The following is an 18,728-nucleotide window of genomic DNA, read 5'->3' on the forward strand; positions in this document are numbered from 1 at the left end:
GACGGGCCTGTGGACGACGGGTCCGGACGGTCGGACGGCGGCGACACACTCCCCGGCATGACGATCGAGGTGCCACCGGGGCAGCTGTACGACCTCGCCGACGGGTTGACCGCCACCTCCTCCACCGTCGCCGCCGTCCCGGCCCGGTTGGGGGACGGCGCCGTGGGCGGGGACGTCGAGCCGGCCCTGGTCTCGTTCTGCGCCGCCGCCGCGGCGGCAGCCACCCTCGTCGCGGGGGAGCTGGACTGGTTGGGCACCACGATCGCCGCGGTCGCCGACGCGTGGCTGGGTCTGGACGGTTCGCTGCTGGCGCCGCCGGGCGGCGTGGTGGCCCGGTGACCGCGGTGCTGCCCCCGCCGGTGGAGTTGCTCGACCCGCCGGGTGACCCCGGTGTGCTGGCCGCGGCGCGGGACGACCTGGCCGGGGCGGGCTTCGCGCTGGGGGTGGCGGCCGCCCACCTCCAGGGCTCGGCCGCCCGAGCGGCGGCGTGGCTGGGTGCCGATGCCTCGGCGGCGGCGCTGCAGACCGGGACGGCGGCCACGGTGGTGCAGACGCTCCACGACGCGGTGACCTCGGCGGTGGTCGCCGTCGACGCCCACCACGACGAGCTGGTCGCCGCCCGTGCCCGGTTGTCCGTGCTGCGGGCCGACCAGGAGGCCGACGCGGCCGACGCGCAGACCCGGCTCGCGAGCCTGGTCGACCCGGCCGCCCAGGTCAGCTCGGTGGTGGACCCGCCGGGCGTGGCCGGGGTGCTCGCCGGGTTTGACGCCGCCGAGGCCGACCGCGCCGCCGAGCACGCCGCCCTCCTGGGATCGGTGGCCGAGCACGCGGCGAGCACCGCCGCCGTGCTCGCCGGTGCGCTGGCGGGGGTGGGCGGGGGAGGGGACTTGGGCGGGTCGTCGGCCTCGGCGGCGGTGACCCTGCACCTGGCCGTCGTGCTGCCCGGCCACGGCACCTCGGTGCTCCTGGACCTCGGGTGGGAGGCCGCCCGGGCGCTCACGGCCCCGGGCACCGCGGCAGAGGTGGTGGCCGCGGCGGAGCGGTACGCACCGGTCCTCGCCGACCCGGTGGTGGCTGCGGCTGCGGTCGTGGCCCTGGGGCGCAGCGGGCTGACCCAGCTCCTCACCCAGGTCGGGGCCTCCGGTGCCGACGGGTCGACCGACCCGCTGGCCGGCGTGCTGGCCCGGACCCTCGGGGCGGCGGGGGCTGCCGGTGACCGCGTGCCGGGCGCGGCCCCGGTCCTCGACGGGGTGCTGGACCCCGACGACCCGTCGGGGGACCCCGACGTGGTGGCGCTGGGGATGGGGGCGGTGCTGGCCGAGCCCGGTGCCGGCGCCGACCTCGCGGCTCGGTGGGTCCGCCGGCTGCTGCACCGGGAGGCCGCGCAGGGGTCGTCCTCGGTCGACCGGACCACCGGCACCGGTCCGGACCCGGTGGCCGTGGGCCTGGGTGTGCTGGTGGCGGCGGGGCGGTCCGACACCGCGGCGGGGCTGCTGTCGGACCGGCCGACCTGGGACGCGCTGCTCGGCCGCACCTGGCCCGACGGCGCAGCCGACCTCGTCGACCTCGTCGAGCTGGCGGGTCGGTCGGGGGCGGCGGCCGAGGACGTGGTCGCGGCTGCCCTGACCGCGGCCGGTGCCGACCTGCTGCCCGGTTCGGCCCGCGTGCTGACCGTCGACCCGGGCACCTGGGCGGTGGTGGCACCTGCGCTGACCCGGGTGGCGGTGGACCACCCCGCGCCCCTGGTCGCCGGGCTGGGGAGTCCCGGGGCGCCGGGATCGGCCGCCCTGCTGTCCGGCGCCGCCCTGCTCGGGTCCACCGAGGAACGCCGCGGCCTGGTCGCCACGGCCGTCGAGCGGGCCGCGGCCGGCACGGACACCTCGGCCGCGGTGACCGGCGCCCTGGTCGCCCTGGAGGACCACGCGCGGTGGCTGGCGTGGCTGCTGCCGACCGTGGTGGCCCGGCACGACGCCGCGGGCCGCAAGGCCGACTACGACCTGCTCGTCACCCTCCCGGTGCTGCTGGTGCGCGGGCCCTGGGGCCAGGCCCTGCAGGCCGGTGCGGGTCTGCTCGCCCCGGTGCTGCACGCCGACGGATCCGTCGCCCGCCCCGCACCGGCCCCGGTGCCGACCGGTCCCGGTGGGGTCGCCGCACGCCTGGACACGTCCCCCGGAGCGGCGCTGGACCCCGCGGTGCTGGCCGGCGCGCTCCAGGCGCACGACGAGGTGGCGGCGGCCCTGGCCCTGCCGGTGCCGCTGGCACCGTCCCCGGCAGTGGCCCCCGAGCTCGCGCTGCCCGACCGCACCGACGGTCGCCCCGGCCGACCGGTGCTGCCGGGCCACCCCGGTGTCGGCGCGCCGGGCCCGCGCTGACCAGCTCGGACACCACTCCGGACACCACTCCGGGACCAGGGGCCCGTCCTGACCCACCCGTCCCGGGTGTCACCCGTTCGATGACACCGGGTGCCATCGGTTCGACGCAGAGTGATGACGCCACATGTCGTCACCTGTTCGTGCTGTCAACGGCTTGCTCGTGTGGGTGACACGCCGGAGTCTTGAGGAAGCGGTCCGTGCCGACCTTGCTCTGCCCCCGCGTGGGCGGCTGCCCGCATCTCTGAGCAGTCCTGCCATGCCTGAGGAGGCGTCATGTCCAGCACCACCGCCATGTCCACCGACCGCAACCCCCGCTGGGGCCGCAACCCCCGCTGGGGCCGGAACCCCCGCTGGGGCCGCTGACCCCTGCGTCGACTCCGTCGACACCCTGGCCGGCCCGCCCCTCCCGAGGGGTGAGCCTGGCCGGTCAGGGGCCTGATCGCTGTTAGCCTCGGCCAACGACTTTCCCTACACCAGTCAGGGTCGATGTTGGCCGAGGTCCAGGTCCCCAGCTCCGCTGGGCGAGCGGTTGTGCGGCAGCCCTGGCTCCTCGCCGGCGCAGCCGTCCTGCTGGCGTGCCTGGGCGCCTCCTTCTCCCTCGCCGACGTCACGCCGGCCCCGTCGGCGTACGCGGTCGTGGCCCTCCTGGTCGCCTTCCTCCTGACGGAGTCGGTGCACTTCGACTTCGAGTACCGCCGTCAGACGCTGTCGGTGGCCACGGTGGAACTGGCCCTCGTGCTCGGGCTGGTCGAGATCGGGGGCTTCTGGACCGCCGTCGCCCGGGTCGTGGCGGTGAGCGTCGTCCTGGCCGTCAAGCGGTACGTGGCCGCCAAGGCCGTCTTCAACGCCGCCTTGGCCGTCGTCGAGGTCGCGGCGGCCGCCGCCGTCTACCGCTGGCTGGGCTCCCCGGACATCCAGGAGCCGGTCAGCTGGCTGGTGCTCTACCTCGCCGTGACCGCAGCCGGCGTCGTGGCCTTCGCCATGGTCTGGGTGGCCATCAGCGTCGCCGATCGGGCGCCGGGCCACTCGTACTGGACCGGTGCCGTGGTGCCCGTCTTCGTCATGGGCCCGCTCAGCGGCCTGGTCGCCGTCGTGGCCCTGGTGCTCGCCGGGCAGTCGCCGTGGGCCTGGGCGCTGGTCGTCCCCGTCGTCCTCGCGCTGGTGGCGGTGTTCCGGCAGTCGGCCCGGGTCGCCCGGGAACGGCGCAACGTCCAGCGGGTCTACGACTTCGCGCGACGGGTGGAACAGGTCAGCCCCGACGACGCGGGCGTCCAGCAGATCGTCACCGCGGTGCGGGAGCTCCTCAACGCCGACCGGGTGGCCCTGTGGCTGCCCCCGTACCTCGACGAGGAGCCCCGGCTCGTCGTCTCGCAGGACGGGGGTTCGGCGCCCTGGTACGACGGGCCCAGCGACCCCGACGACCTCGTCCGCCGCCGTGCGGTGGCTGCCGAGCACGGGGCGCCCGTGCTGGTCACCGGCGCGCGGGCCACCCCCGAGGAGCGGGCCGCCCTCGACCGCAGAGGGGCCCAGGAGGTGCTCGGCGCCCCGGTCGTGACCGCGGCGGGGGAGTACGGCTACCTCGAGGTGTGCGACCGGCAGAGCGACATCGTGTCCTTCGCCGAGGGCGACCGGGCCGCGCTGGACTCGATGCTCACCCACGTCAACGCCGCCATCCGCCAGCAGCAGCTGCTGACCCGGATCCGCTACGACGCCGACCACGACCGGCTGACCGGGCTGCCCAACCGGCAACGGCTGGCCGCCGAGGTCGACGCGCTGCTGGCCGTGGCGCCCGGGGTGGCCCGGATCGGTCTGGTGCTGGCCTCCCTGGACAACTACACCGAGGTCACCGACACCCTGGGTCACGCAGCCAGCGACGAGCTCCTGCTCGTGACCGCCGGTCTGCTGCGCGAGCACGCACCGCCCACCGCCCTGGTGGCCCGGATGGAGGGCGGGCAGTTCGCCGTCCTGCTGCCCGGGTTGAGCCTGCCGGCCACCGAGCGCGCCGCCCGCCGGCTGCGCGACGCCGCGTCCACCCGGGCCCGGGTGGCCGGGCTGGACCTGGAGGTGTCGCTCACCCTGGGAGTGGCCGCCTCCCCGGTGCACGGGGACGAGTCCGGTGCGCTCATGCAGCGGGCCGACGTCGCCCTGCTGGCCGGCCACAGCTCCGGCGGGGTGGCCAGCTACCACCCGGTGCTGGACCAGCAGAGCCTGCGCCGGCTGCAGCTGGGCACCGAGCTCGAGTCGGCGATGGCCGAGAAGCAGATCACCGTGGTCTTCCAGCCCATCGTGGACACCGCGACGTCGGACATCGTGGCGGTGGAGACCCTGGTCCGCTGGGCGCACCCGCGTTACGGCAACGTCCCCCCGGACGACTTCATCGGCCTGGCCGAGCAGATCGGCCGGATCGGCGTGGTCACCGACTACGTGCTCGACCTCGCGCTGGCCCGCTGCCGGCGGTGGCTGGACCAGGACATCGCCCTGTCGGTCGCGGTCAACCTCTCCGCCCGGTGCCTGGCCGAGACCGACCTGGTCGACCGGGTGCGTGCCGCGCTGCGGCTGCACGGCGTGCCCGGTGAGCTGCTGACCCTCGAGCTGACCGAGGGCAGCGTGGTCGACGACTCGGTGCGCAACTCCACCGTGCTGGCCGACCTGCACTCCCTGGGCCTGCGGTTGTCCATGGACGACTTCGGCACCGGCTACTCCTCGCTGTCCCAGCTCCGGCAGCTGCCCATCGACGAGCTGAAGATCGACAAGTCCTTCGTGCTCGGCATGTCGACCAGCCAGAGCGAGTCCTTCATCGCCCGCTCGATCGTCGAGCTCGCGCACAACCTGGGCCTGCGGGTGGTGGCCGAGGGCGTCGAGGACGAGGTCACCCGGGACCTGCTGGCCGAGATGGGCTGCGACAAGCTGCAGGGCTTCCTGGTCAGCCGGCCGCTCCCCGACGACCGCCTCGAGGCCTGGCTGCTGGCCCGTACGGGGGTCCGCACCGCCGCCCCGGGCGCGCCGCACCGGAGGCTGTTCGTGCGGTCCTGAACGCGTTTGTTAGAGTCTCCCGGCACGCTCCGCGAGGGGCTCAGCGCCTCAGGGCGTAGGGTCTCAGCGGCGCAGGCAGGCCCCTTTAGCTCAGTCGGCAGAGCGTCTCCATGGTAAGGAGAAGGTCTACGGTTCGATTCCGTAAAGGGGCTCCGATCGGCCGGTCCAGTCGACAGACCGGACTGCAGGATCGACCCGGCGGCGTAGCTCAGCCTGGTAGAGCAAACGGCTCATAATCGTTGTGTCACCGGTTCAAGTCCGGTCGCCGCTACACCACGACGGACCCCACCTCGGGGTCCGTCGCCGTGTCGGGGGTCCCCCCGCACACCACTGATCACCACAAGGCGAGGAAACGCTCATGGCAGCCACCGACGTACGCCCGAAGATCACCCTGGCCTGCCAGGAGTGCAAGAACCGCAACTACATCACCCGCAAGAACCGTCGGAACGACCCCGACCGGCTCGAGCTCAAGAAGTACTGCCCCACGGACAAGAAGCACACCGTCCACCGCGAGACCCGCTGACCCCAGCAGGACACGCAGGACGTCGACGGAGGGCGGGGAGCATGGCGCTGGACGCAGGACTGGTCGGGCGCAGCTACCCGCCCTCCGTCGTGTACGAGGTGGGTCGCGAGAAGATCGCCGAGTTCGCCCGCGCTCTCGGTGACCCCGACTCGGTGTACGTCGACCCCGAGGCCGCCCGCGCGGCCGGCCACCCCGACGTCATCGCCCCGCCCACGTTCGCCATCGTGCTGAGCCTGGGTGCCGGGGAGGTCGTGCTGGCCGACCCCGAGGTCTCCATCGACTACAGCCGCGTCGTGCACGGCGAGCAGAGGTTCGTGCACCACCGCCCGATCCGGGCCGGGGACCGCCTCGTCGCCACCGCCTCGGTCGAGGCGGTCCGCAGCGTGGCCGGCAACGACATGCTCACCACCCGGGTGGACCTCACCACCGAGGACGGCGAGCCCGTCTGCCGCACCAGCTCGATGCTGGTCGCCCGGGGCACCGCGTGAGCGCCGCCGTCCGGTACGCCGACGTCGAGGTGGGCACCGAGCTGCCCGAACAGGTCTTCCCGGTCACCCGGGCCGATCTCGTGCGCTACGCCGGCGCCTCGGGTGACTTCAACGTCATCCACTGGAACGAGCGGGTCGCCACCGAGGTGGGCCTGCCCGGCGTGATCGCGCACGGCATGCTCACCGCCGGTCTGGCCGCCCGCGCCGTCACCGCCTGGGCCGGTGACCCCGGCGCCCTGGCGGAGTACTCCGTCCGCTTCAGCCGCCCCGTCGTGGTGCCCGACGACGGCGTGGGGGCCGAGGTCGTCGTCCGCGGCCGGGTGGCGGCCCTGCAGGAGGACCAGCGGGTCCGCGTGGACCTCACGGTCACCAGCGGTGGCGAGAAGGTGCTGTCCCTCGCCCGTGCCGTCGTTGTCCTGAGCTGAGTCCGTGACCAGGCGCGGCAGGCTGACCGCCGCTGCCCTCGGCGGCGTCCTGGTCCTCACCGGGTGCACCTCGTTCGCCGAGCGGGTCGCCGACGTCGCCGACACCCCCGCGGCCACCCCCACCGAGGCGCCCACGGGTGCTGCGGCGTGTCCCGACGAGCGGGCGGCCCCCGACCCGGACCGCCCGCAGGTGGCGCTCTCCTTCGACCTGTCCGAGGACCGGCGCACCGTCACCGGCACCGAGACCGTCGTCTTCACCCCGGACCTCGACGTCGACGAGCTGGTGTTCCGGCTGGTGCCCAACGCCCCGGGCTCGGCCGAGGCGGGTTCCTCCCTGGTCGTCGACGACGTGACCGGCGACGACGTGGCAGCCGGGTCCTACGAGTCGCTGGGCGCCGCCGGACCCGGCGGGGCCTACGTCGTGGAGCTCTCCGACGAGCTGGCCGCCGGTGACGCCACCGAGGTGACGCTGGCGTTCACGCTGACCCTCGGCGAGGGCGGCTTCGACCGCGTCGGCACCGACGACGAGGTGTCCTGGTGGGCCAGTGGGGCGCCGCTGCTGGCCTGGGAACCCGGGGTCGGCTGGTCCCGCGCCCCGTTCGTCGACCTGCTGGGCGAGACGGCCTCCAGTCCTGTCGCCGACACCCGGATCACCGTCGAGGCGCCGGCCGAGCTCACCGTGCTGATGACCGGTGACCAGGCCGAGCCCACCGATGCCGGCGACGGACGCCGGCGGTGGACCTCGCGGGAGCCGGTGGCCCGCGACGTCAGCGTCGCCGTGGGCAGCTTCACGACCGCCTCCGCCGAGGTGGACGGGGTGCGCGTCACCGCGGGCGTGCTGGCCGGTGACCGCCAGGACCCCCAGGAGGTCGCCGACGCCACCGCCCAGGACGTGGAGCGCCTCGCCGAGCGCTTCGGCCCGTTCCCCTACGCCACGCTGACCGTGCCCGTGCTGCCCGACTACGGCGGCGGGATCGAGTACCCGAGCTCGATCCTGCTGGCCAGCGCGGCTCCGGTGGTCCTGCTGCACGAGGTGGCCCACATGTGGTTCTACGGGATGGTCGGCGACGACCAGTACCGCGACCCGTGGCTCGACGAGGCCTTCGCCAGCTATGCCGAGTCCGTCGAGGGGGCGCTCTCCCCGGCGCACGTCGAGCAGGCGCTGGCCGAGGAGGCCCCGGTCGGCGGCACGATGGCCGACTTCCCGACCGATGCGGCGTACATCGAGACCGTCTACGGGAAGGGGGCTGCGGCACTGGCCGAGGCGCGGGACGCCGCGGGGGCCGAGGCCTTCGACACCGCGGTCCGCTGCTACGTCGACGCCACCGCGTGGACGACGGCGACCCCGGCCGACCTCGCCCTCGCCCTGGCCGACCTGCCGGCCGCGACCCGGGTGCTGGTCGAGGCCGGCGCGCTGGACGAGGACGACCTGCCCGACTGAGGAGGGGTCAGCCGGCGGTGCCGAGCAGCCGCTGCATCCGGGTGACGCCCTCGACCAGGTCGTCGTCCCCGAGGGCGTAGGACAGCCGCAGGTAGCCAGGGGTGCCGAAGGCCTCGCCGGGGACGACGGCGACCTCGGCCTCCTCCAGGATCAGCTCGGCCAGCTCCACGCTGGTCGTGGGCGTCCGCCCGGCGATCTCCCGCCCCAGCAGGGCCTTGACCGACGGGTAGACGTAGAAGGCGCCCTGGGGCTCGGGGCAGGCGATGCCCGGGATCTCCCGCAGCATGTCCACGATCAGGTGCCGACGGCGGTCGAAGGCGACCTTCATGGCGTCGACCGCCGACAGGTCGCCGGTGAGCGCCGCGATCGCCGCCACCTGGGACACGTTGGCCACGTTCGAGGTGGCGTGCGACTGCAGGTTGGTCGCGGCCTTGACGACGTCGGAGGGGCCGAGGATCCAGCCGACCCGCCAGCCGGTCATCGCGTAGGTCTTGGCGACCCCGTTGACGATCACGCAGCGGGACTGCAGCTCGGGCACGACGGCCGGCATCGAGGGGGCGGTCACCCCGCCGTAGGTCAGGTGCTCGTAGATCTCGTCGGTGAGCACCCAGAGGCCCGACTCGTAGGCCCAGCGGCCGATCTCCTCGACCTGCTCGGGCGGGTAGACCGCGCCGGTCGGGTTGGACGGGGAGCAGAACAGCAGCACCTTGGTCTTCTCGGTGCGCGCGGCCTCCAGCTGCCGCACCGAGACCAGGTAGCCCGACTGCTCGTCGGCGACGACCGGCACGGGCACGCCGCCGGCCAGCCGGATGGCCTCGGGGTAGGTGGTCCAGTACGGCGCCGGGAGGAGCACCTCGTCGCCGGGGTCGAGCATGGTGGCCAGGGCCTCGTAGACGGCCTGCTTACCGCCGTTGGTCACCAGCACGTCGGCCGGGGTGGCCCGCACGCCGGAGTCGCGCAGCGTCTTGGCGACGATGGCCTCCTTGAGCGCGGGGAGCCCACCGGCGGGGGTGTAGCGGTGGTACTTCGGGTCCTGCGCCGCGGCGACGGCGGCGGCGACGACGTAGTCCGGCGTCGGGAAGTCCGGCTCCCCGGCGCCGAAGCCGATCACCGGCTTGCCGGCGGCCTTGAGCGCCTTGGCCCTGGCGTCGACGGCCAGCGTCGCGGACTCCGCGATCGCGCCGATCCGCCGGGAGACCCGGCGGTCGGCGGGCGAACCGGTCGACGTGCTCGGGGCGGCCGCGGACGACGGGGCGGACGACGGGGCGGGGACCGGGGTCGTGGGCTCGGACGAGCCGCTCCCCGGCGCAGGCGAGGCGGTCATGGGCACCATCGTGTCAGTCCACCCCGACGGCGTGGTGGCTGCCGTCGCACCCGGTCCCGTACACTTCTCGTCCTGGGGTTCCTGACCCTGTCACCGGCGTGCCCCGGTCCCACCTGTGGAAGTCCTCGGGTGGCCCGACCGCGCCGTCGTCAGGCAGGTGCCCCGGTGTCCGTCCCCCCGGGGTCGGTCACCTAGGGGTGTAGCTCAATTGGCAGAGCAGCGGTCTCCAAAACCGCAGGCTGCAGGTTCAAGTCCTGTCACCCCTGCTCGTGCCGTCGGCGCCACCGGCGGTGTGCACGACCCGCCACCGTGCGGCTCGCCGGACCGGTCACGGCCGCCCGGTGCGGTCGCGGGCGGGACCACCGACGGACCACAGACGAGGCGAGGCGCAGTGAGCGACGAGGAGCCGGGCACCGAGGACGGGCGAGCACGCCGTTCCTCCGGTGACGCCGCCGACGCCACGGGCAGCACGGGCAGCAGCGCTGCCGGTGCCTCCGACGGCCCCGCCGAGAGCGCGTCCGAGGGCGAGCTGACCGACGAGCAGATCGACGCCGAGACCCCCGGGGTCGACGACGCCGCCGAGCTCGAGGCCGCCGAGGACGCCGTCGCCGCCGAGGCCGCCGAGGACGAGGACAAGGTGGTCGCCACCCCGACCCGTCGTCGTCGCGGTGCCATCACGGCCGACGACGACGAGGACGAGGACACCGGGGACGAGGCTCCGGCCGCCCGGGTGCGTCGACGCGACCGGCCCGGCGGCCGCCCGGCGAGCGAGGCCAGCACCACCCGGCCCGCGCGCGGCTCGACGGCCGGCAAGAGCTCGGCCGGCAAGGACGCCGACGGCGGCACCCGCACCCGCGCCGACGCCGAGCGGGCCCGCGCCGCCGAGCTGCGCGACAAGCGCAGCATCGGCCGCTTCCTGCGGGAGGTCGTCGCAGAGCTCCGCAAGGTCATCTGGCCCGGTCGCCGCGAGCTCATCACCTACACGACCGTCGTGATCGTCTTCGTGGCCTTCATGGTCGCGCTGGTCGCCGGCCTGGACATCCTCTTCGCCCAGGGCGTCATCGCCGTCTTCGGCTGACCCACAGCACTCCGCACGCTCCACCGCACCACCGACGCACAGGAAAGAGAACCTCCCCGTGACCGACCCCCGCGAGACCGACGAGGCCGTCGACGCCGCCACCGAGAGCACCCTCGACGAGCCGGCGGCCGACGCCGACGTCGACGCTGCGACCGGTGCCGTCGACGCCGAGACCGGGCTGCGCGAGACCGGTGCGGCCGAGGGCTCCGTCGACACCGCCGACCTGACCGCCGACAACCCGATGGCCGACGCCGTCGCCGGGGGCAGCGGCAACGCCCGCGGCGCCGTCGACGACGCGCTCGTCGGGGACACCGCGACCGAGCCGGCCCCCGACCACGACCCCCTCACCGAGGAGGTCCTCGCGACCGCCGAGGAGGAGGACGAGGACCCCGCCGAGGCGATGCGCAAGGCGCTGACCCGCGCGTTCGGCGACTGGTACGTCATCCACTCGTACGCCGGTTACGAGAACAAGGTCAAGACCAACCTCGAGTCGCGGATCACCTCGTTGGACATGGAGGACTTCATCTTCCAGATCGAGGTCCCCACCGAGGAGGTCACCGAGATCAAGAACGGCAAGCGGGTCCAGGTGAACCGCAAGGTGCTGCCCGGCTACCTGCTCGTCCGGATGGACCTCACCGACGACTCCTGGGGTGCGGTCCGCAACACCCCCGGCGTCACCGGCTTCGTGGGCGCCACCTCGCGGCCCTCGCCGCTGAGCATCGACGAGGTCGTCAAGCTCCTGGTCCCGGCGACCACCCCGCAGCAGTCGGCCTCGGCCGAGTCCACCCCGGCCGCCGGTGGCGGGTCCTCCACCCCGCTGGTCGACTTCGAGGTCGGCGAGTCCGTCACCGTCATGGACGGGCCGTTCGCGACCCTCCCGGCGACCATCAACGAGATCAACGCCGAGCAGCAGAAGCTGCAGGTGCTCGTCTCCATCTTCGGCCGGGAGACCCCGGTCGAGCTGTCCTTCAGCCAGGTACAGAAGATCTAGTCAGATCGAGCCCGGCTGAACTGCACCACCCCCTGAACGACAAGAAGAGGAAGTCATGCCCCCCAGGAAGCGGTTGACCGCGGTCATCAAGCTCCAGATCAAGGCCGGTGCGGCCACCCCCGCCCCGCCCGTCGGTCCGGCGCTCGGCCAGCACGGCGTCAACATCATGGAGTTCTGCAAGGCGTACAACGCCGAGACCGAGTCCCAGCGCGGGGACGTCGTCCCCGTCGAGATCTCGGTGTTCGAGGACCGTTCGTTCACCTTCGTCACCAAGACCCCGCCGGCCGCGCGCATGCTGCTCAAGGCCGCCGGTGTCGAGAAGGGCTCGGGCGAGCCGCACAAGACCAAGGTCGCCAGCGTCACGCGTGACCAGGTCCGGGAGATCGCCCAGACCAAGATGGTCGACCTGAACGCCAACGACCTCGACGAGGCCGAGAAGATCATCGCCGGCACCGCCCGGTCGATGGGCATCACCGTCTCCTGAGAAGGACCCTGCTGCCCCCCGGCACACGCTCCGCGCGCACCGGGACCCTGCACCAGGGCCGTCACACCCCCGCACCTGCACCAACGCTCTTGTGGGAGGGCCGGCCAGGCCCGCACACCACGCCAGTCGCCCCCGGGCGGCTCGAACGAGGAGGACCTCGAATGGCCAAGCACGGAAAGGGCTACCGCAAGGCAGCCGAGCTCGTCGACGCCAACCAGCTGTACAGCCCCCTGCAGGCTGCCGGTCTGGCCAAGCAGACGTCGACCACGTCCTACGACGCGACCGTCGAGGTCGCCATGCGCCTGGGTGTCGACCCGCGCAAGGCCGACCAGATGGTCCGCGGCACGGTCAACCTGCCCCACGGCACCGGCAAGACCGCCCGCGTCATCGTCTTCGCCACCGGTGACAAGGCCGCCGAGGCCGAGGCCGCCGGCGCCGACGTCGTCGGGTCCGACGACCTGATCGAGCGCATCCAGGGCGGCTTCCTGGACTTCGACGCCGCGATCGCGACGCCGGACCAGATGGCCAAGGTCGGTCGCATCGCCCGCATCCTCGGCCCCCGTGGCCTGATGCCGAACCCGAAGACGGGCACCGTGACCCCCGACGTCACCAAGGCCGTCAACGACATCAAGGGCGGTAAGATCAACTTCCGCGTCGACAAGCAGTCGAACCTGCACCTGGTGATCGGCAAGGTCTCCTTCGACGAGGCCAAGCTGGTGGAGAACTACGCCGCCGCCCTCGACGAGGTCCTGCGCGCGAAGCCCTCGGCCGCCAAGGGCCGGTACGTCCGCAAGGTCACCGTCTCCACGACGATGGGCCCGGGCATCCAGGTCGACCCGAACCGCACCCGCAACCTGCTGGTCGACGAGGCCTCCCAGGTCTGACACCAGCGCACGAACAGAGGGGCCCCGCAGCCGGTCGGCTGCGGGGCCCCTCTGTCGTTGCCTAGCGCTTCTTGGGAGGCAGCGGGACGAAGCCGCTGGTGCGTTCCACGTACTCGGCGAAGCCGCGACGGGAGCTCGTCATCCGCTTGTCGGTCATCGCCGCACCCGAGCCCTTGACCAGGTTCAGCGTCATGAGCACCGGACACAGGACGAAGACCAGGCCCGACCAGTGCCCGGCGGTGAGCAGCCACAGGCCCCACATGACCGCGGCGTCCCCGAAGTAGTTGGGGTGCCGGGTGTACTTCCAGAGCCCCTGGTCGTTCACCTCGCCCTGGTTCGCCGGGTCGGCCTTGAAGCGCTCGAGCTGCCAGTCGCCGACGGTCTCGAAGGTGAACCCCACCGACCAGACGACCACGCCGAGCAGAGCGGCCACCAGCGGCCAGCCCGAGGTGGCTGGGTCCTCCTGGTAGGCCGCGACCTGCAGCGGCAGGGAGACCACGAAGAGCACCACCGTCTGGGGCAGGTACACCCGGCGGTAGAGGTGGGCGGCCGGGGACCCGGTGGCCCGGGCGGCGATCTCCTCGTACCGCGGGTCCTCGCGGGACCCGTTGCGCCGGCCGATGTGCACGGCCAGCCGGACCCCCCACGCGGCCGTGAGCCCCAGGGCCAGCAGCTGCCGCCCCAGGTCGCCGTGGTCACCGGCCCGGGCGATCACCAGGCCCACCAGGGACACGACGACGAAGCCCAGCCCCCAGACGACGTCGACCACCGAGTGCCGGCCCAGCCTCAGTGCCAGCAGCCAGGTGCCGGTGAACACCGCCAGCAGCACGCCGAGGGTGACGAGGGCGTTGACCCCCAGTGCGCCCCAGTCCAGCCCCGTCACAGCGACCAGGGGGCTCGGGTGGCGGGCATGCCGCTGCGGCCGGTGTCGGTCGGCTTGACGAAGAGCAGCTGGTCCACGCCCATCCGGTTCTCGGCGAAGGTGAGCCCGCCACCGGCGAGGTAGAGCCGCCAGATCCGCGCACCGGCGACGCCGATGATCGCCACGACCTCGTCCCACCGGTCCTCCAGGCGCTGCGCCCAGGCCCGCACGGTCCAGTCGTAGTGCTCCCGGATGCTCTCCACGTCGCGCAGCTCCAGGCCAGGGCGGGCGAGCATCTCCGCCGTCCCCCAGGTCGGGCGCATGTGCATGTCCGGCGCGACGTACCGCTCGATGAACGCACCGCCACCGGGGGCGCTCGGGTGGCTCATGGCCTGCACGAGGACCCGCCCGCCGGGCTTGACCAGCCGGTGGAGCGTGTCGGCGTAGACCGGGTACTGCTCCTGGCCGACGTGCTCGCTCATCTCGATCGAGCTGATCGCGTCGTAGGGCCCCTCGGCCGGCATCGGCACGTCCCGGTAGTCCTGCAGCCGGACGGTCACCCGGTCGGCCAGCCCGCGCTCGGCGACCAGCTTCTCGATGTGGTCGCGCTGCTGGGCGGAGATGGTCACGCCGGTGGCGTGCACGCCGTGGTGCTGGGCGGCGTAGAGCAGCATCGAGCCCCAGCCGCAGCCGACGTCCAGCAGGCGCATGCCCGGCTGGAGGCCGAGCTTGCGGCACACCAGCTCGAGCTTGTCCCGCTGGGCCTCGGTCACGGTGTAGCTGCCGTCGGCGGCGCCGGGGTCGGTGGCCGGGTCCTCCCGGAAGTAGGCGCACGAGTAGGCCATGTGCTCGTCGAGCAGTGCCTGGTAGACGTCGTTGCTCTGGTCGTAGTGGTAGCTGATCGCGTCGCTGTCCCGGTCGGTGGAGTGCTTCTCACCCGAGAGCACGGCCTCCTCCGGGGGCGCGGCCGGACGACGCCCCACGATGCCCAACCGCAGGGCCGTGCGGGCCCAGCGGAGCTGGTCGCCCAGGCCGGGCAGCACCGGCGGGCGCTCGCGGACCAGCGACCACACCCGGGACAGGCCCTCGGCGAGGTCGCCCTCCACGTCGATCTCCCCGGCCACGTAGGCCCGGGCCAGGCCCAGCTCGTTGGGGTCCCACAGCAGTCGGCGCAGTGCGGTGCGGCTGTTGAGGACGACGACCGGTGCGTCGGTCGGGCCCGCCTCGCTGCCGTCCCAGGCGCGGATCCGGACCGGGACGCGGCCGCCGAAGACCTCACCGACGAGGGCGGCGAGGCGGCCGGCGACGGTGCGGTCGGGGGAGGGGGTGCTGCTCATGCGACGGTGCTCCAGTCGTTCGGGGTGCTGGCGACGAATCCTCCGGCGTTCGGCCGCTGCAGGCCGCCCGGATGGCCGGCGCGACGGTACGTGTCGCCCGATGGCGTACTGTGTGCGGAGTTCCCCCCAGACCGCTGGTCGTCGCACGTCCGCGTGCGATCGAAGGTCCCGGATCACCGGGCGTCCCGCGCAGGTGGACGGATGCTCGGCCCAGGCTCCGGCCTGCTCCACGCCCCGTCGCGCCTCGCGCACGGGGCGTCCTCGTTCTCCGGGCCCCTCGATCGTCGCGCGCCGTGTCTCCTCCGGTGGTCGCCCCGACTGAGAGAGGAGGCCCATGCCCACCCAGGCCAAGGCCGCGGTGATCGACGAGATCACCAGCCGGTTCCAGGACTCGAGTGCGGCGGTGCTCACCGAGTACCGCGGGCTGACCGTGGCGCAGCTGACCCAGCTGCGTCGTTCCCTCGGTGCGGGCAGCACCTACGCCGTCGTCAAGAACACCCTGACGAAGCGGGCTGCGGACCAGGTCGGCCACGCCGACCTGGCACCGCTCCTCAACGGCCCCACCGCCATCGCGTTCATCGCCGGTGACCCGGTGGAGGCCGCCAAGGCCATCCGTGACTTCGCCAAGGCCAACCCGGCCCTGGTCGTCAAGGGCGGCGTCGTCGAAGGCCGCACGGTCGATGCCGCCGAGGTCACCCGCCTCGCCGACGTCGAGTCCCGTGAGGTCCTCCTCGGCAAGCTCGCCGGCGCGATGAAGGGCAACCTCACCAAGGCCGCCGGGCTGTTCCAGGCCCCGCTGTCGCAGGTCGCCCGGCTCGCCGAGGCGCTCAAGGAGAAGAAGCCCGCGGGCGACGCTCCTGCCGACGACGCATCTGCTGCACCCACCACCCCCGACACGACCGACGCTGACGCCGCGCCCGCGGCCAGCGACGACTGACCCCAGAAGGAGACATCATGGCCAAGCTGTCCACGGACGAGCTGCTCGACGCTTTCAAGGAGATGACGCTCCTGGAGCTCTCTGACTTCGTCAAGGAGTTCGAGACCACCTTCGACGTCACCGCCGCCGCCCCGGTCGCCGCTGCCGCCCCCGCGGCCGCCGGTGCCGCTGCCGAGGCCCCGGCCGAGCAGGACGAGTTCGACGTCGTCCTCGAGGCTGCCGGCGACAAGAAGATCCAGGTCATCAAGGAGGTGCGCGCCCTCACGTCCCTCGGCCTCAAGGAGGCCAAGGACCTCGTCGACGGTGCGCCCAAGCCCGTCCTGGAGAAGGTCGCCAAGGACGCTGCCGAGAAGGCCAAGGCCGCTCTCGAGGGCGCCGGCGCCACGGTGACCGTCAAGTAACTGCACCACCCCGCACCACCCCGCACCGCCCACAGGGGCCGTCCTCCGTCAGGGGGGCGGCCCCTGTGGCGTTCCCCCCGACGGGTGGGACACGGTCCACGAGATTGCCGTGACCCACGTAACCACCAACCTGACGCTTCGTTACTCCTCAGTAGGACGTGCGTCACCACCAGGTGCGGCGGGACCGGCAGCGTGGTCGGTGAGGGAGGTCGGACGTGGGCGTCGCGGTGCACGTGGAGGGGCTCACGAAGTCCTTCGGCAGCCAGAACATCTGGTCCGACGTCACCCTGACGCTCCCGCCCGGGGAGATCTCGGTGATGCTGGGGCCGTCCGGCACGGGCAAGTCGGTGTTCCTGAAGTCCCTGGTGGGGCTGCTCAAGCCCGAACGCGGCTCGATCGTCATGAGCGACACCGACATCGTCACCTGTTCCGAGCGCCAGCTCTACGACGTCCGCCGCCTGTTCGGGGTGCTGTTCCAGGACGGCGCGCTGTTCGGGTCGATGAACCTCTACGACAACGTCGCCTTCCCGCTGCGCGAGCACACGAAGAAGAGCGAGTCCGAGGTCCGCGCCATCGTGCGCGAGAAGATGGACATGGTCGGTCTGGCCGGCACCGAGGGGAAGCTCCCCGGGGAGATCTCCGGCGGCATGCGCAAGCGCGCCGGCATCGCCCGCGCCTTGGTGCTGGACCCCGAGGTCATCCTCTTCGACGAGCCGGACTCCGGGCTGGACCCGGTCCGGGTGGCCTACCTCAACCAGCTGATCGTCGACCTCAACGCCCAGATCGACGCCACGTTCCTCATCGTCACCCACGACATCGGCACCGCCCGCACCGTGCCGGACAACCTCGGCCTGCTCTTCCGGCGGCACCTGGCGATGTTCGGCCCGCGCGAGCAGCTGCTCACCAGCCAGGAGCCCGTCGTCCGGCAGTTCCTCAACGGACGCCGCGAGGGCCCGATCGGGATGAGCGAGGAGAAGGACGTCGCCCAGGTCGAGGCCGAGATGGCCGCCCTGGAGGCCCGGGGCGGTGACCAGCACAACGGCGTGGGCCCCAAGGGCGCCTCCGGTGGCGAGGCGGTGCCGCCGCAGCTGGAGCCCACCCCCGGTCTGCCCGAGCGCAAGGCCGTCCGCCGGCGGCAGGAGCGGGTGGCCCGGATGCTGCACACCTACGACCCGACGACCGCCGACGCGATCCGGGCCAGCCTGCCCGCCGACCTGCTCGCCCTCGCCGACTCCGGCAGCTACACCCCGACCGCGGGGACCGGCCGGGAGTGGCGCACCGAGGACGGCGCCGACCTCGTCGTCCCCGACCCGCGGGGCCGCTCGTGAGCGCGGCCCCGGGAGAGCGGCCGAAGGCGCCGGGGCTCCTCGACGGTCCGCTGTCCCCGCTGCGCCCGCTCAAGGCCAGCGGCAACCTGTTCGCCTTCGCGCTGGACGTCGTCCGGGCGGTGTTCCGGCGGCCCTTCCAGCTGCGTGAGTTCATCCAGCAGACCTGGTTCGTCGCCTCGGTGACGATCCTGCCCACCGCGCTGGTCGCCATCCCGTTCGGCGCGGTCATCGCCCTGCAGCTGGGGTCGTTGACCCGCCAGCTGGGCGCGCAGTCCTTCACCGGGTCGGCGTCGGTGCTGGCCGTGCTGCGCGAGGCCAGCCCCATCGTCACCGCCCTGCTCATCGCCGGGGCCGGCGGCTCGGCGATCTGCGCCGACCTCGGAGCGCGCAAGATCCGCGACGAGATCGACGCCATGGAGGTGCTGGGCATCTCCCCGATCCAGCGCCTGGTCGTGCCGCGGGTGCTGGCCTCGATGCTGGTCGCGGTCCTGCTCAACGGACTGGTGTCGGTCGTCGGCGTCACCGGCGGCTACTTCTTCAACGTGATCCTCCAAGGGGGGACGCCGGGGGCCTACCTGGCCAGCTTCAGCGCGCTGGCCCAGGTCGAGGACTTCTGGTCCGGGGAGATCAAGGCGCTGGTCTTCGGCCTGATCGCCGGGATCGTGGCCTCCTACAAGGGCCTGCGGGCCGGCGGCGGGCCCAAGGGGGTCGGGGACGCGGTGAACCAGTCCGTGGTCATCACCTTCCTGCTCCTGTTCGCGGTGAACTTCGTGATCACCGCGATCTACTTCCAGCTCGTGCCGCCGAAGGGCCAGTGACG

The 18,728-nt window shown here is 73.2% G+C and carries 18 protein-coding genes and 3 tRNA genes; 18 read left to right on the plus strand and 3 right to left on the minus strand.

The genetic code is table 11. The features are described 5' to 3' along the window. Window positions 1–57 precede the first annotated feature (57 nt). The 9 genes from ASG36_RS13515 to ASG36_RS13555 all read left to right on the plus strand — a co-directional run bounded on the left by ASG36_RS13515 (window position 58) and on the right by ASG36_RS13555 (window position 8,282). On the plus strand, window positions 58–339 hold the full coding sequence (locus ASG36_RS13515; protein ID WP_157498792.1) for a hypothetical protein: 282 nt from the start codon (window positions 58–60) through the stop codon (window positions 337–339). Continuing rightward, window positions 336–2,372, plus strand: coding sequence for a hypothetical protein (locus ASG36_RS13520; RefSeq protein ID WP_055764571.1), 2,037 nt, complete (start codon window positions 336–338; stop codon window positions 2,370–2,372). Before ASG36_RS13515 ends, ASG36_RS13520 begins: the two co-directional genes overlap by 4 nt. Before the next feature lie 531 nt (window positions 2,373–2,903). After that, on the plus strand, window positions 2,904–5,405 hold the full coding sequence (locus ASG36_RS13525; RefSeq protein WP_235494962.1) for a bifunctional diguanylate cyclase/phosphodiesterase: 2,502 nt from the start codon (window positions 2,904–2,906) through the stop codon (window positions 5,403–5,405). A 79-nt stretch (window positions 5,406–5,484) separates the two neighbouring features. Continuing rightward, window positions 5,485–5,557, plus strand: a tRNA-Thr gene (locus tag ASG36_RS13530). Between the two features lie 45 nt (window positions 5,558–5,602). Continuing rightward, window positions 5,603–5,676: transfer RNA gene (locus tag ASG36_RS13535), tRNA-Met, on the plus strand. An 87-nt stretch (window positions 5,677–5,763) separates the two neighbouring features. Then, on the plus strand, window positions 5,764–5,928 hold the full coding sequence (gene rpmG / locus ASG36_RS13540; RefSeq protein ID WP_055764573.1) for a 50S ribosomal protein L33: 165 nt from the start codon (window positions 5,764–5,766) through the stop codon (window positions 5,926–5,928). A 41-nt stretch (window positions 5,929–5,969) separates the two neighbouring features. Further along, window positions 5,970–6,416, plus strand: coding sequence for a MaoC family dehydratase N-terminal domain-containing protein (locus tag ASG36_RS13545; RefSeq protein ID WP_055764575.1), 447 nt, complete (start codon window positions 5,970–5,972; stop codon window positions 6,414–6,416). After that, window positions 6,413–6,841, plus strand: coding sequence for a MaoC/PaaZ C-terminal domain-containing protein (locus ASG36_RS13550; protein ID WP_055764577.1), 429 nt, complete (start codon window positions 6,413–6,415; stop codon window positions 6,839–6,841). Before ASG36_RS13545 ends, ASG36_RS13550 begins: the two co-directional genes overlap by 4 nt. A 4-nt stretch (window positions 6,842–6,845) precedes the next feature. After that, window positions 6,846–8,282, plus strand: a complete 1,437-nt coding sequence (locus tag ASG36_RS13555) for a M1 family aminopeptidase (RefSeq protein WP_055764579.1) — start codon at window positions 6,846–6,848, stop codon at window positions 8,280–8,282. A 7-nt stretch (window positions 8,283–8,289) separates the two neighbouring features. Here the strand turns inward: ASG36_RS13555 and ASG36_RS13560 are convergent, their stop codons facing one another. Next, window positions 8,290–9,606 (minus strand): pyridoxal phosphate-dependent aminotransferase, encoded by a 1,317-nt coding sequence (locus tag ASG36_RS13560; RefSeq protein WP_055765148.1) that lies wholly within the window; start codon window positions 9,604–9,606, stop codon window positions 8,290–8,292. Between the two features lie 193 nt (window positions 9,607–9,799). Here ASG36_RS13560 and ASG36_RS13565 point away from each other — a divergent pair. From ASG36_RS13565 to rplA, 5 genes are all read left to right on the plus strand, one after another. Then, window positions 9,800–9,872, plus strand: a tRNA-Trp gene (locus ASG36_RS13565). Window positions 9,873–9,997: 125 nt separating this feature from the next. Beyond that, window positions 9,998–10,684 carry a preprotein translocase subunit SecE gene (gene secE, locus ASG36_RS21575; RefSeq protein WP_082523081.1) on the plus strand — a complete coding sequence of 229 codons (687 nt, stop codon included), beginning with the start codon at window positions 9,998–10,000 and terminating at the stop codon, window positions 10,682–10,684. A 58-nt stretch (window positions 10,685–10,742) separates the two neighbouring features. Continuing rightward, window positions 10,743–11,675, plus strand: coding sequence for a transcription termination/antitermination protein NusG (gene nusG, locus ASG36_RS13575; RefSeq protein ID WP_055764581.1), 933 nt, complete (start codon window positions 10,743–10,745; stop codon window positions 11,673–11,675). A gap of 55 nt (window positions 11,676–11,730) precedes the next feature. After that, entirely contained in the window at window positions 11,731–12,159 is a 429-nt protein-coding gene (gene rplK, locus ASG36_RS13580; protein WP_055764583.1) for a 50S ribosomal protein L11, read from the plus strand. A 161-nt stretch (window positions 12,160–12,320) separates the two neighbouring features. Continuing rightward, the gene (gene rplA / locus ASG36_RS13585; RefSeq protein WP_055764585.1) at window positions 12,321–13,043 is read left to right on the plus strand and encodes a 50S ribosomal protein L1; all 723 of its coding nucleotides are present in this window, start codon (window positions 12,321–12,323) and stop codon (window positions 13,041–13,043) included. 61 nt (window positions 13,044–13,104) lie between these two features. Here the strand turns inward: rplA and ASG36_RS13590 are convergent, their stop codons facing one another. Further along, window positions 13,105–13,926 (minus strand): DUF1295 domain-containing protein, encoded by an 822-nt coding sequence (locus ASG36_RS13590; RefSeq protein ID WP_055764587.1) that lies wholly within the window; start codon window positions 13,924–13,926, stop codon window positions 13,105–13,107. Beyond that, entirely contained in the window at window positions 13,923–15,242 is a 1,320-nt protein-coding gene (locus ASG36_RS13595) for a cyclopropane-fatty-acyl-phospholipid synthase family protein (protein WP_055764589.1), read from the minus strand. Before ASG36_RS13595 ends, ASG36_RS13590 begins: the two co-directional genes overlap by 4 nt. 334 nt (window positions 15,243–15,576) lie before the next feature. Between ASG36_RS13595 and rplJ the strand changes: the two genes are divergently transcribed. From rplJ to ASG36_RS13615, 4 genes are all read left to right on the plus strand, one after another. After that, complete coding sequence (rplJ, locus tag ASG36_RS13600) at window positions 15,577–16,179, plus strand: 50S ribosomal protein L10 (RefSeq protein ID WP_055764590.1); 603 nt, start codon at window positions 15,577–15,579, stop codon at window positions 16,177–16,179. A 17-nt stretch (window positions 16,180–16,196) separates the two neighbouring features. Then, complete coding sequence (rplL, locus tag ASG36_RS13605; protein WP_055764592.1) at window positions 16,197–16,580, plus strand: 50S ribosomal protein L7/L12; 384 nt, start codon at window positions 16,197–16,199, stop codon at window positions 16,578–16,580. A gap of 215 nt (window positions 16,581–16,795) precedes the next feature. Beyond that, window positions 16,796–17,908 carry an ABC transporter ATP-binding protein gene (locus ASG36_RS13610; protein ID WP_055764595.1) on the plus strand — a complete coding sequence of 371 codons (1,113 nt, stop codon included), beginning with the start codon at window positions 16,796–16,798 and terminating at the stop codon, window positions 17,906–17,908. Between the two features lie 59 nt (window positions 17,909–17,967). Further along, window positions 17,968–18,726 (plus strand): ABC transporter permease, encoded by a 759-nt coding sequence (locus tag ASG36_RS13615; protein WP_200944502.1) that lies wholly within the window; start codon window positions 17,968–17,970, stop codon window positions 18,724–18,726. Window positions 18,727–18,728: the final 2 nt, after the last annotated feature.

This window comes from Geodermatophilus sp. Leaf369 (genome assembly GCF_001424455.1).
GTDB lineage: Bacteria > Actinomycetota > Actinomycetes > Mycobacteriales > Geodermatophilaceae > Klenkia.